Origin of the sequence: Chloroflexus sp. (assembly GCF_049970315.1) — a bacterium.
Taxonomy (GTDB): Bacteria; Chloroflexota; Chloroflexia; order Chloroflexales; family Chloroflexaceae; genus Chloroflexus.
The window spans coordinates 115658-129101 of the sequence record NZ_JBMFNE010000009.1 but is presented as its reverse complement, the minus strand read 5'-3'; the positions used below and the strand labels follow the sequence as shown (position 1 = coordinate 129101).

Sequence of the window (13444 nt, the reverse complement as noted above, 5' to 3'; positions counted from 1 at the left end):
GGTATTTCTCCTCTAGGTACGATTGGCAAACCAAACGGCAGTTGGATTCAGCGTGTTATGCGGATCAATTGCTACTTTTAGCGCACGGATACGGTTGAGCGTGGTTGGCGATAGAGGCCATACCGGCACCTGCGGCACGAAGTGCGGTGGTGTAACAAGGAGACGGGTATGGGGAATTGTACGGTACAACTCAGCATGATATGCAGCTATCGCCGCCGGCTCGCCGATCACCCGCAGATAGATGATCCCACTGAGCGCGTGTGCCGTAAGCGCAACCTCTACGTGTTGGTGGCACGCGGCTTGTTCGATTGTCTGGAGGGTAGCAGCGAAACGGGATGGCCAAACGCTAAGCCGCAACAACGCCTGATCGGTCACCACCCCATAGCGGGCAACCGTCTGCTGCCAGAAGCTTGTTTCATCAGCGCCGGCCACCACCGTCCATACCCCATTATGCCGGTGGGCGAGTTCTGTCACCTCTTGCATATGACGCTCAACGGCAGCGGGATGACCCTCAGCACGCACGGCGACCACGATAGCACCCGCATCGGCAAGGTATTCAACAGCCGTAGGCAACAAACGAGTTGCGGCCAGATCATCGATCAGTGTACACGCAGCAACGCTTGTCGGCATCTTCATAATGGCCGTCGCACCGGCAGGCGGTTGTGGAAAGACCTTCAAGGCCACTGCCGTCATCAGACCGAGGGTGCCATAGCTGCCGGTATAGAGCTTAACCAGATCGTAGCCGGTCACATTCTTGACTACCTGGGCACCGAGGCGCACCGGCTCACCATCTGGTTCGAGTACATCGAGTGCTAACACCCAATCGCGAAGCGCGCCATAGCCCAGTCGGCGCGGACCATCGGCAGCGGTGGCAACTAAGCTACCGATGCTCCGGTGTAGATCGGCCACATCGAGAGGCAACATCTGATTATGCGGCGCGAGCAAGGCTTGCAACTCGGCCAACGTCGTACCGGCAGCCACCTTAATAGTGAGATCATCCGGTTCGTACACGAGAGGGCCGTGCCACTCCTTCGTTGAGATCGTCACAGCCTGGGGCGAACGCGCCGTGGTTCCACCGGTTGGGATTACCGACAAGCCGGCGTGATAGCAAGCCTTCATCAGCACTGCGGCAGCGGCCGGCGTTTCCGGTGCAACGAATGCCCCGGGTTCAGGTGCAGCAGCGCCGTGTGCCGGATCACACCGTTGCAACCGCTCGGCACGCGCGGCGGCCAACGCTGCTGGTGTGGTATCGGCGGGAAAGATCTTGGCCGGGTTGAAACAGCCGGTTGGATTGAACACCTGATGAATTGTCGCGTGCAATTGCAACTCGGCGGGTGAGAAAAAGCGTGGCATGTATTCGCACTTCTCCAGGCCAATACCGTGCTCACCGCTGACTACGCCCCCATTGGCAATACTAAGTTCGAGCACACCGGCAGCAATATCGTGCGCACGCCGACGCTGATCCGGATCACGCGGATCGTAGAGCACGAGCGGGTGGAGATTCCCATCACCGGCGTGAAAAACGTTACACACCTCCATACCATACTCGGCCCGCAACCGCTCGACATGCTCCATCATCAACGGTAGCTTTGTGCGCGGTACCACCGTATCAACGAGATAGTACGCCGGCGCAAGGCGACCAATGGCACCCGCCACCGACTTGCGTGCGGTCCATACCCGCGCCTGCGTCGCCGGATCCCGGGCCGGACGCAAATCAAACGCGCCGTGGTCACGACAAATCGCGATAATCTGATCGAGCTGATCGTCTAATCCATCTTCGACACCATCTACCTCGATAATGAGGGCCGTCGTGCCGGTCGTTTCCGGCAAGCCCAAACTATAGGCACTATTGACGGCGCGGATCGCATTGTGATCCATCACTTCCAGCGACGTCGGCAACGAACCGGCGGCAATCACGGCACTGACTGCCGCAGCCGCAGCCACGACCGATGGAAAGAGGGCCAATACCACGCGCACCGCTTCAGGCAGCGGTGTCAGGCGCACAATAGCAGCCGTCACAATCCCCAACGTTCCTTCACTGCCGGTCATGAGGCCGGTTAGATCGTAACCGGACTGATCGAGCACACCATCACCAGTCCAGTAACGAGAACCAGCGTGATCGACCACTTCGACTGCCAACACGTAATTACTCGTCACCCCGTACTTCAGACAGTGCGGACCACCGGCATTCGTTGCGATATTACCACCGATGGTACTGGCCCGTTGCGAAGAGGGATCGGGGGCAAATTGGTAGCCAAGTGGCGCGAGATAGGCATTGAGATCGGCATTGACAACGCCGGGCTGAACGACGGCCAATCGCGAACGAGTATCAACGGCAAGGATTTTATCCATGCGCGCCGTACTGATCATCAACCCACCACGCAGCGGCACGGCGCCACCGGCAATCCCGGTACCGGCGCCACGCGCTACGATTGCCAAGCCGGCACGATTAGCCAACCGCACCGCTTCTGCAACCTGTTCGGCAGTGGTCGGTAACACGACAATATCCGGTGGATGGGAAACGATCATACTGCCATCGGAGTCGTAGGTCAGCAACGACTCCGGCGTCGTCAGCACTGCTTCTGCGCCGAGCACGGCGCGTAGCTCTTCAACCAATGCAGTTGGAGCAGCAGTTGTCGTCACTGCGGCGAACTCCTTTTGTACAGACCGGCCCGTTACCGGAAAGAACTAGACCACAAATCGCCCCGGATTCAGCAGATGCGTCGGATCAAACTCTTGTTTAATCCGTTGCATCAATTCGCGATTGGGCACATGCGAACCGAACGCCGGTAATTCAGCGACCAACGACAGCGGTGCAGCCAGCAGTGTCATCTGAGGGGCAGCGTTGAGCAACGCAGTGTACCATTCTCGCAAAGCAGGATGTGGACCACGCACCCGCAGATAGGCTACGCCGTTCAGCGACCGAGCCGTGCTTTGGAAAGGGAGATCAGCGTGTTGCGCCGCAGTGCGTGCTTCCGTCAGGATCGTACTCAGATTGGCGGGGAGGCAGGTAACACGGACAACCAGCTCATCGGCGGCGACGAGTGCCGTTTGCGGCACATCATTAAGCGCAGCCCACAGTTGCTCGTGTTCGGCATCGCGCATTGGCTCAGCGCTCACACCGAATTGGGTGGCAAAGGCCCTCACATCACGCACATGACGCTCGACCGCTGCCGGCAACCCCTCAGTACGCACCGCTAAAGCATACGATGCACCGGTTACCGCTACTCCTTCGACATACTCAACGGCTACCGGTGTCAGTTGGCTTACAGCAATGGCATTGGCTACTTTCCACAACGGCGCCGGAGTTGCAGCTCGACATAGAATACTTGCCGCGGCACGTGGTTGCGGAATTAACTTAAAGTTGGCCGATGCGATAATTGCCAGCGTACCAAAACTCCCCAAATACAGCTTCATCATATCGAAGCCGCTCACATTCTTAACCACCATACCGCCGGCTTTCGACACTCGACCGGTCGCTTCGACAACCTTGATCCCGATCAGTAGATCGCGGGCCGAGCCATAGCCGAGCCGACGCGGGCCATCCATCGCTGTTGCCAACAAACCACCGATGGTTGCTCGATCAGGCAATGGCGCATCGAGCGGCAACATCTGCCGATTCTCGGCCAACGCTGCACTCAACGCACCTAAGGTCAGACCGGCCTCAACCGAAATGGTCAAATCATCCGGCGTATAATCAAGAATGCGGTGCAGACGATGGGTTTCAATCACCACAAATGGACGATTAGGCGGACGCCCCCATGATTGCTGGGTACCACCACCCCATGGCACCATCGCCAATGGTTCCGCAGCGAGGCGGGCTACCGTCTGGGATAACTCATCAATGGAGCCGGGGGCAACTGCCAAGAGCGGCGTTTGACCATAAATCTGGCGATCGGCGGGTTGTTCACAGATATAATCTTCACCGCAGATCGCGGCCAAATCGGTTTGCAACGATGCGAGCTTCATGCGATTAACTCGTTTTCAACGTACTCCAGGCAATACCCGCACGCCGGAGAGCGGCCAATTCACCACAACCACGACCCTTCGGGAAGACCTTACCGGGATTAAACAGATCGTGAGGATCAAAACTCTGGTGAAGACCAGCCATCGCAGCCAAATCCTCGGTTGTAAAGAGCAACGTCATATAATCTTGCTTCTCGACCCCAATCCCATGTTCACCACTTATCACGCCACCGAAATCGATACTCACTTTCATAACACTGGTCGCCGCCTCGAGCGCGCGCTGATTCTGCGAACGATCGCGACGGTCGAAGAGGATAATCGGATGCAGGTTACCATCGCCGGCGTGAAAGACATTAGCAATCGGTAAGCGGAACTCGCGTGAAATCCGGCCCACTTCATCCATCGTTTGCGGTAGCTTTGTACGCGGTACAACAGTATCAACCAGATAATAAGTTGGCGCGAGACGACCCATCGCCCCGAAAGCATTCTTACGTGCGGCCCACACCTGATTTTGTTCAGCCGATGTGCGCGCAGGTCGTACATCTATCGCCCCATTGCGCCAGCAGATGGCGGTAATATCATGCAGCAGCTCATCAAGACCATCTTCAACCCCATCGACCTCGATGAGCAAGGCAGCTCCGGCAGCTTCAGGCAAACCCAACTTATACATATCGTTGACCGCCTTAATCGCCAGTCGATCCATAATCTCCAGTGCAGCAGGCAGCAAACCACTGGCGATCACCTGTGAGACGGTATTGGAGGCACCGGCAATATCGGGGAAGAGGGCCAACACCACCCGCACCGCTTCCGGCAGACGAGTCAAGCGCAGCCATGCTGCGGTGACAAAGCCGATGGTTCCTTCCGAACCGGTGATCACGCCGGTTAAATCGTAGCCGGGTGTATGGACACTACCATCCCCCGTCCACACAATCGCACCATCGGGTAAGACAACTTGCACGGCGAGCACGTGGCTGGCAGTTATACCATACTTCAGACAGTGCGGACCGCCGGAATTGTTAGCGATATTCCCACCAATTGTGCATGCTTTTTGGGAAGAAGGATCGGGGGCGAACTGATATCCAAACGGCTTGAGATATTGTGACAATTCCCAATTAATAACTCCGGGCTGGCAGAGCACGCGCCCATTGGCCGTATCAACCTGTAAAATCTTATCCATGCGGGCCGTGGAGATGACAATCCCCCCCTGCATCGGCGTCGCCCCACCGGCCAACCCAGTACCGGCGCCACGCGGTACAATCGGCATACCGGCACGGCCAGCCAGCCGGACAATCGCCGCCACTTGCTCGGCGCTGGTCGGGAGAGTGACGACGTGCGGCTCGTGGGTATCCATCACGCACCCGTCGGCATCATACGTCAGCAGGGCATCGGGGTTGGTTACCACACCGCGCGGACCGAGGATGCGCTCAAGCTCTGCAATTAGTTCAGCACGGTTCATTCCGCACTCCTGCGGCTACCAAGCCGCTCTTGAGGTGTTTCGATAGGAAGTTCTTTTAGAAGTGGATAATATACTTGTAGTATACCATAATTTGAAATAGCGAGTTATTGTTGCACGTACCGGTACAATAGCAAGGTTGAGCAAAGCAGTAGCGAGAAAAAGTACCTATGCAATTGCCACCAATCCTCCAACGATCACTCGAGCGAATGGTAGCCGGCCAACCGGCGACAGCACTGGAGCAAACAGCTATCGCACTCTCGACGCGCTACCGTGAGTTAAGCACCGGCCAAGCTCCACCGATCACCACACCGCTCGAAGCGGTTGCGTATGCGGCATGGCGTATGCCGGCTACCTACGCGGCCGTGCGTGCCGTTTTTCGCCGTTTGGCCGAAGCGCAACCGACGTTTGCGCCAACGAAGATGCTGGACGTTGGAGCAGGCAGTGGTGCAGCAATTTGGGCTGCCGCCGAACAGTGGCCGTCACTGCAACGTGTGATTGCGATTGAACGTCAGTTGGCGATGGCGCGAATCGGCGAACAACTGATGGCCGGGGCCGGTTTACCGACGGTGACATGGCAGCGTAGTGATGTGCTCACCATCGAACGGTTACCGGAGAGCGACTTGGTTGTAGCGAGTTATGTGTATGGTGAAATTGAGCCGTCAATGCGCCTGACCTTGCTTAGTCGGCTTTGGAAAGCCACGAAAGGTGCTTTGATCTTTATCGAACCAGGCACACCGACCGGTCATACGACCATTCTGAGTATTCGGGATGAGTTGATAAAGCGTGATATTCCGATCGTAGCGCCGTGCCCTCATACCGCAGCCTGCCCGTTGGCCGAACAGCACGACTGGTGCCACTTCGCCCAACGCATTGCACGGCCGGCCTTTCAACGTCGTTTGAAAGGTGCAACGGCGCCGTTTGAGGATGAAAAGTTTTCGTACCTGATCGCCGCCCGGCAGGGTACACCATCAACTCGTGGGCGGATCGTCCGTCACCCGCTTATTCATAGTGGGCACATCGAACTGCAAGTCTGTACGGTACAGGGGGTACAACACATTACCGTTACGCGCCGGCACGGTGCAGTCTGGCGACAGGCACGCGCGAGCGAGTGGGGTGATGGATGGGACGTCGATCACGCCTTTACATCGGCAACTAGCAGTGACAAAACGAACGGTTAAGTTAGCGTCTCTATACGCAGAAACGGTAGCAATTATCATTGTGAGTGATATACTAGTAGATACCCGGTGCGATTTGTCGCTTCGGTTACCAATAGGAATAGGACCATGACCGGCAATCGCACCCACCTTCTCCTCTATGCCGTTGATGAGTTGCGGCAACCTCTCATTCAACAACTACTCGCTTACCCGCAGATCAACTACTCGTTTGCCAACACACCGAGTGATCTGCTCGTCCAGATTGCTCAGCAACCGCCGCTGCTCATTCTCTGCCGAACGGCCCAGTGCTTCAGTGTACCGACCGGCATACCGCTGATCATCCTCTCCCCAACACATGAATATCACCCTGCGCAGTTTATCCACGAACCGGCCATCGTCGATATTGTTGCCGAAACCGACCTCATGCGGTTGCCGTTCATTGTGCTGCGTGAACTCCGCAAAGAACACGCGATGGTACGTGAAACCTATCGCCTACGCATGCTGGTCGAGCATACTCCGTCTGGCGTGATTGAGGTTGAAATCGGTAGTCGGCAGGTACGCTGGTCGAACCAAGCGATGCATCGTCTCTTCGGCTACTCTGCCGGCGAAATGCAGAACCTGTATATCGAAGATTTGCATCCGAACGATATACATACGATCATCATCGATGCGTTTCAGCGGATGAGCAGCGGAGACGAAACACCACTCCTTCATATTACCTGTCTGTGCCAAGATCGCTCAACATTTTATTGTAATATTGCACCGGGCGGAACTTACGGGAACGGGCAAACGTTTATTTTCATCTTTTTTACCGATGTTACTAGTGAATACGAAAGTCTTCGCACCCTGCAAATCAATGCCCACTGGCTCGAACTCGCCTTGCGAGCGGCTAATCAAGGATTGTACGATCTCGATCTCCGCAGTGGTCGGACAGTTGTGACGGCTGAATATGCGACCATGTTGGGTTACGATCCGGCTACCTTCAGCGAGACCAACCAACAGTGGCGTGAGCGATTGCATCCATATGACGCAGATACCGTATACCAAACCTTCCTCGATTACCTGGCCGGCAAGATTTCAGAGTATCGGGTTGAATACCGCTCGCGGATGCAGAACGGAGGTTGGAGGTGGATCCTATCAGTCGGCTCGATTGTTGAACGTGACGAACATGGGACTCCGACCAGGCTCCTCGGCACGCACACCGATATAAGCGCGTTAAAGCGCCTCGAGTTTCACGAGCGGTTACGGGTTCAACTCTTCACCAGCTTACTGGGAGGTGAAAACTTGCAAACCCTTATGAACATTCTGATACAGGCGTTTGAAGAAGAGCAACCCGATACCTACGGTGCGATTATCCTCTTCGATCCAAAACACCTTGCGATAAGCAGTGTGATCGGAGCCAGCGTGCCACCGCCGCTCCGCGCTTTTCTCGAAACAGACGAATTGTTAGCGTCGACCAACCGCTGGCAGCCACTATTCAACCGCCAACGGATCATTATTCCGATACTCGCCAACCATCCGGCCTGGCATGATGTTGCGAACACTGTGCAGGCGAACGGTATTCAAACGCTGTGGGCCGAACCGATACTCAGTACTGGTGGCCTTGTCATCGGCACCTTCACGGTGTGGTCGAAACGAGCTGCGTCACCGGCGAGTGAAGACCTCATCCTCACCCAGTTTATCAGCCACTTAGCCGGACCGATCATTGAGCAGCACATCATTTCGGAACGGTTACGACTAAGTGAAGAGCGCTACACGTTGGCCGAACGAGCAGTGCAAGATGGGGTATGGGATTGGGATATTAGCAATGGGATCACCTATCTTTCATCACAATGGAAAGCCTTGTTCGGTTTTGACAAGGATGAATTACCAAACACGATCACTACCTTCTTCGAGCGGATTCATCCCGAGGATTGGCCGGCAGTGACGAAAGCGCTTGATCGCCATTTTGCCGGTCTTGAACCGTTTCATATGGAATTCCGCATGCGTCATCGCAACAACCGGTATCGCTGGATACTGGCGCGGGGTGAAGCGTTGCGCGATGCAAACGGCAACGTGACACGTATGATCGGGGCACTGAGCGATGTTACCGAGCGCAAACAACTTGATGAACGCCTGCACGAAACGCAGAAGCTTGAGGCCTTGGTGTTGCTCACCGGTGGGCTTGCTCATGATTTTAATAACCTGCTTGGGATTATTATCGGTAATCTCGATATGGTATTAGCCGATTGGCAATACGATCCCGATATACAGCAGATGATCCAGGCATCGCTCCATGCGGCATTGCGTGGCGCCGAACTAACCAAAAGTTTGCTGGCGGTAGCCCGCCGCCAACCGCTCGCACCAACTACAATTGAACTGCATCAGGTGTTGCGGGAGTTCTTGCCGCTCATCCAAGTCTCGCTCGGCTCAAACGTGAAAGTTGAGTTGCTCGAACAAACCACTCTCCCGGCACGAGCCGACCGCGCCGGGCTTGAGGCCGCGTTGCTGAATCTGGTGATCAACAGTCGTGATGCGATGCCGCAGGGCGGAATACTGACGATCAAGGTTCGTGAGCAGTGGGTTTCTGTGGAAGATGTCATGTTGACGGCGATGTTGGCGCCCGGCTGCTATATCGTGATTGACGTTATCGATACCGGTAACGGAATGTCACCAGAAGTAGCCAAACGTGCCTTTGAACCGTTCTTTACCACTAAAGAACGCGGACGCGGTACGGGTCTTGGCCTGGCGATGGTCTATGGCTTTGCTCGTCAATCGGGAGGGACAGCCCAAATCTATTCTACCTCCAACCTCGGCACGACCGTCCGGCTGTACTTACCGTGTGCCCAACAAACGACACCGGTTGAATCGCCGGTGGTTATACCCACAGCCCGTCGCCAAGCACGTATTTTAGTGGTTGATGACGATCCCGATCTGTTGCGAATGACGGTCAATACCCTGATCCATCTTGGTTATACCGTGTTGCATGCAAACAATGGGCCTGAGGCACTTACGTTATTACAGAGCGAACCGGTCGACCTGTTGCTAACCGATGTCGTTATGCCGGAGATGAGCGGCCAAGAGCTAGCAAAGCTGGCACAACAGGCTTTGCCCACCCTTAAGGTATTGTTGATGAGCGGATTTGCAGCGCTGCAAGGGGTGCATATCGGCGACATACCCCTGATTGAGAAGCCATTTCGTGCCAGCTCGTTAGAGGTAGCGGTACAGCAGGCGTTAGAGGGATGATCGGCGTGGGACGTAACCGGTTGAGCCCCCGGAGAGCCATCTATCGCTTTACCGACACGGTGGTGGGAACGAATTATATAACGCAAAGACGCAAAGACGCAAAGACGCAAAGACGCAAAGACGCAAAGACGCAAAGACGCAAAGACGCAGAGGTTGCTAGTTTGCTGTGCATGTTTGCAGGATAGTCAGTGCTGCGGCTGCCAGTTGCCGGCGATCAAATTGTTGCTCGGCCAGATACCGAGCCTGTTGACCGGCATGCTGGGTGAAGTCCGGATGGTCACACAAATAAGTGATCTGGGCTGCTAGATCGGCGGGATCGCCGGCACGTGCATAGCGCCCACATTGATGCGTTTCGACCAACTGTTGCAACCAACCTGGTGTGTTGACGATAACCGCTTTACCGGCGGCCAGTGCGTCGAAGAGTTTGTTCGGTGAGCACGTTGCCAGCACCGGTATGGCTTTGAAGATGGTCAGACAGACATCGGCGGCAGCGACCAGATCGGCGACCTCGGTTTTGGGTAACGGATCAAGAAAACACACATTGCGCAGTTGGTAGTCACGGGTTTTGTCCTCAAGCTGTGGACGTTGCCGGCCTTGCCCCACCAGCACGATCAGGATGTCGTCACGGCCTTGTGTCTGCAATATTCGTGCAGCCTCGATCACCTGCTGTAGATCGTTAGCCTCACCCATCGTGCCAAAGTAGAGCGCCAGAAATGAGGGATGACCTAGTCGTTCACGCCAACACCGGCCATCACGTAACGGATGGAAGAGATCAAGATCGGCGGCATTGGGAATCACGCTAACCTTTTCCGGTGGTACGCCGGTATCTAAGATGCCCTGCCGCATACCGGGCGAGAGTGCGATAATATGGCGCGAGTGGCGGTAGATAGTGCGTTCGAGCCAGCGTGCAGCCAGTATCAGGGCCGGATGACGCAATGCGCCCATCTGTAACGGCGCTTCCGGCCACAGATCGCGCACCTCGAATACCAGTGGGACGCGATGCCAACGGCTAGCGATCATACCGGGAATGCCGATGGTAAGCGGTGTGCTGGTCGCGAAGACGACATCGGGTCGTTCGACGCGCAGTACGGCGATGACGCTAGCAAGGGCGAAGAGGAGAAACGCGACCATCCGCTGACCGTAGCCAAGGGCCGTCTTTCGACGATAATCGGTATCACCGGCCCGTACCTCGACTACGTTCATTCCGTCTACCACACGTTGCCGCCACCATCCGCCCGTCCACGGTGTCTGCGGATCGGCAGCCGTCACGATGGTCACCCGATGACCGTGGTGAACAAAATAGCGGGCAAACTCATACGAGCGGGTTCCGCCACTCCCAGCGCGGGTAGTAAAGTATTGATGCAGATAGAGAATGTGCATCGGTCTCGCTCGCGTCCATTTCTATAAGTCGGGAACTTCACGCACGACGTGACGCAACTTTCCGGCGCGTGTCCGGGGTAAGCGTTCCACCAATTCCCACTCAACCCGCATCGTTGGGCCAAGATAACGTTGGGCCGCTGCAAGCACCGCTTGCATTGAGGCGGGTACAAAATCAGGGGCCGGCACCACACGGATGATAATCCGATCACGAGCTACTTGCGCAATCTGACTCTCTTTGATTCCGATGCCGGGTTTCGTTACGTGGCTCAGACGGCCAACCCAACGTCCATCAGGAGTCTTGATCCGGTCATCGATCCGGCCCTCAATCGCCAACCACGACGGACTATGCCGACCACACGGACAATCATCAGCGGCCAGCGTTGCCAGATCACCGGTTTGATACCGGATAAACGGCGTCCCTGAGCTGGCAAATGAGGTCACGACTATTTGACCGGTCTCGTCGGGAGCGACCGGTTGGCCGTTCTCATCAACGACTTCGACAATGGCAGCGCGACTGAGCACGTGGTAGCGGCGATGCTCACACTGCCACGCGATTTGCCCCACCTCGCCGGTGCCGTAGGTTTGTACGACGGGGCAGCCAAACGCTTGTTCGACCACAGCTTGCTGTTCGAGCGAGATGCCCTCGCTATCGGTAACGATGGCCCGCAAACGGGGCGGTTGATCGCCGTGTTCGCGGACGTACATCGCCAAGAGATGCCACGCCGTCGGGTAGCCGGTTCCATAAACCACCCGATGCTCGCGCAGGGCACGGAGATAATGCGGGTAAAACTCGGGTGCGAGATGGTAGGCCGAGCATTGTAATTGATGGTAGAGGTCGATCCAGATCCAGAATGGCGGTTGAATGCGAGTATACGGCACGACATACGCGCCCGAAAAGCGAGCACGCGGTTCACCAAACCGGCACCCAAACGCGGCCAGCATCGCATCGGCCGGAGCCTGATGGTTACGGGTTGCTTCGCGGTCAAGGTAGAAGGTCAGTGGCGTCCCGGTAGAGCCACTCGTCTTGCGTGGCCAGAGGGTACGTCGGTCGAGATCGGTAGCGACCAGCGCAAACGGATCACGCCGAACCTGCTCTCTGCTGAGCATCGGCAACGTGGAGAGTTCGTCAAGCCCGGTGAGTGGACGGTCGGGCAAGACATGCCGGTAGAAAGGCACCCGCCGACGAACTTCGGCCAACAGGCGATTGAGTTGGGCAAGCTGCCACGATTCCTGCTCGGCACGCGAGCGATAGTACCACGCGGGATCGTGTTCGCGTACCAACTGCTGATACGCACCATGACGCCGAAACCACTCGCGACGTACCGCTTCGGCATTGACCAACACCCGCTGTAACCAACGCGGGGCGGTATCGTAGATCTGCTGTTGCGAAGGCAAACGCAGGTTCATCGCAACACCTCAAAGCCGGTTGTCTGGACACCGGCAGCAGCTAAGCGATTGACGAGCATCGGATCGCGAAAGACTTCATACTCGCGCAGACGTGAATCGGTCAACGACCCAAAAAGTTCGGGGATCAGCCGGGTGGCCGGGTGAATGACCAACTCGGCAGGCGCGTGGCGCGGCCACGTCATCTGGCGCACGATCTGTTCAACCGCTGCCTTCCCCGGCCCAAATCCCGGTGTGCTCACGACGCCGGCAGGCATACGCAGCCCATATCGAGCGGCTGCCGCAGCCCAGCGGGCAATGATTTGGCCCTTCAACCAATACACCGGATGGGAGAGATGGTAGGTCAGGGCCGTGCCACGACGTGGGACGGTAATCCGACGGTGAGAGCGCATCGCCGGGATACCCAGTTCATGCGCAAGGGTAACGACCACCATAAAGAGACCGGGTACCACATGTACATTCTGGTGCGTATTCCAAAAATCGGGCTGGCCGGCAACGGCGACGAACCGCGTATACTGAGCGTGCAATTCATGGCGCACCTGCTCCGGTGAAATACGGCGGGCGAGCCAGCGGCGCCGGAATTCCGCTGCCGGCCAAAACTGACCGTTTGGCGCCAGCAGATCGGGTACCTGTTCAGGGGCTGCGGCCGGCTTCCCAAGCGTGAGGGTCCAGTGAATGCCGATTGAGGCTTGGGGAAAGGCTCGGCGGAGTTGTGCGGCATCGGTATCATACGACATGTTCGCCATCACACACGTCGCTCGTAATGCACCGGCAGCCAGACACTCCTCAATGGCCCGATTCACTTCTGGACACATCCCGTAATCATCGGCAGTAATAATGAGATGGTGCATAAGCAGTC

At 56.6% G+C, this 13444-nt stretch carries 8 protein-coding genes; 2 read left to right on the top strand and 6 right to left on the bottom strand.

Annotated elements, in window-relative coordinates:
• Window positions 1-12: 12 nt before the first annotated feature.
• From ACP5OT_RS08560 to ACP5OT_RS08550, 3 genes are read right to left on the bottom strand one after another with little or no spacing between them, the layout of a single operon-like run.
• The gene (locus ACP5OT_RS08560) at window positions 13-2643 is read right to left on the bottom strand and encodes an FAD-binding oxidoreductase (RefSeq protein ID WP_428131913.1); all 2631 of its coding nucleotides are present in this window, start codon (window positions 2641-2643) and stop codon (window positions 13-15) included.
• A gap of 45 nt (window positions 2644-2688) precedes the next feature.
• Window positions 2689-3969 (bottom strand): FAD-binding oxidoreductase, encoded by a 1281-nt coding sequence (locus tag ACP5OT_RS08555; protein WP_424675722.1) that lies wholly within the window; start codon window positions 3967-3969, stop codon window positions 2689-2691.
• Window positions 3970-3973: 4 nt separating this feature from the next.
• Window positions 3974-5422: an FAD-binding oxidoreductase gene (locus tag ACP5OT_RS08550; protein WP_424675721.1), complete on the bottom strand. Its 1449-nt coding sequence runs from the start codon at window positions 5420-5422 to the stop codon at window positions 3974-3976.
• A gap of 167 nt (window positions 5423-5589) precedes the next feature.
• On the opposite strand from ACP5OT_RS08550, the gene ACP5OT_RS08545 reads away from it, so the two are divergent.
• Window positions 5590-6600, top strand: coding sequence for a small ribosomal subunit Rsm22 family protein (locus ACP5OT_RS08545; protein ID WP_428131911.1), 1011 nt, complete (start codon window positions 5590-5592; stop codon window positions 6598-6600).
• 105 nt (window positions 6601-6705) lie between these two features.
• Window positions 6706-9801, top strand: a complete 3096-nt coding sequence (locus ACP5OT_RS08540; protein WP_428131909.1) for a PAS domain-containing protein — start codon at window positions 6706-6708, stop codon at window positions 9799-9801.
• Between the two features lie 156 nt (window positions 9802-9957).
• Here ACP5OT_RS08540 and ACP5OT_RS08535 read toward each other — a convergent pair whose 3' ends face one another.
• The 3 genes from ACP5OT_RS08535 to ACP5OT_RS08525 are packed head-to-tail and all read right to left on the bottom strand — an operon-like array spanning window position 9958 to window position 13436.
• Window positions 9958-11181, bottom strand: coding sequence for a glycosyltransferase family 4 protein (locus tag ACP5OT_RS08535; RefSeq protein WP_424675718.1), 1224 nt, complete (start codon window positions 11179-11181; stop codon window positions 9958-9960).
• A gap of 21 nt (window positions 11182-11202) precedes the next feature.
• Window positions 11203-12588 carry a phenylacetate--CoA ligase family protein gene (locus tag ACP5OT_RS08530; protein ID WP_424675717.1) on the bottom strand — a complete coding sequence of 462 codons (1386 nt, stop codon included), beginning with the start codon at window positions 12586-12588 and terminating at the stop codon, window positions 11203-11205.
• Window positions 12585-13436: a carbohydrate deacetylase gene (locus ACP5OT_RS08525; protein ID WP_424675716.1), complete on the bottom strand. Its 852-nt coding sequence runs from the start codon at window positions 13434-13436 to the stop codon at window positions 12585-12587. The genes ACP5OT_RS08530 and ACP5OT_RS08525 overlap by 4 nt, the downstream gene beginning before the upstream one ends.
• Window positions 13437-13444: the final 8 nt, after the last annotated feature.

What these genes read in the sequence shown, in the direction of transcription:
- ACP5OT_RS08555 (WP_424675722.1), bottom strand. Translation starts at nt 3,969, where the DNA reads ATGAAGCTCGCATCGTTGCAAACCGATTTGGCCGCGATCTGCGGTGAA.
- ACP5OT_RS08525 (WP_424675716.1), bottom strand. Translation starts at nt 13,436, where the DNA reads ATGCACCATCTCATTATTACTGCCGATGATTACGGGATGTGTCCAGAA.
- ACP5OT_RS08540 (WP_428131909.1), top strand. Translation starts at nt 6,706, where the DNA reads ATGACCGGCAATCGCACCCACCTTCTCCTCTATGCCGTTGATGAGTTG.
- ACP5OT_RS08545 (WP_428131911.1), top strand. Translation starts at nt 5,590, where the DNA reads ATGCAATTGCCACCAATCCTCCAACGATCACTCGAGCGAATGGTAGCC.
- ACP5OT_RS08550 (WP_424675721.1), bottom strand. Translation starts at nt 5,422, where the DNA reads ATGAACCGTGCTGAACTAATTGCAGAGCTTGAGCGCATCCTCGGTCCG.
- ACP5OT_RS08530 (WP_424675717.1), bottom strand. Translation starts at nt 12,588, where the DNA reads ATGAACCTGCGTTTGCCTTCGCAACAGCAGATCTACGATACCGCCCCG.
- ACP5OT_RS08535 (WP_424675718.1), bottom strand. Translation starts at nt 11,181, where the DNA reads ATGCACATTCTCTATCTGCATCAATACTTTACTACCCGCGCTGGGAGT.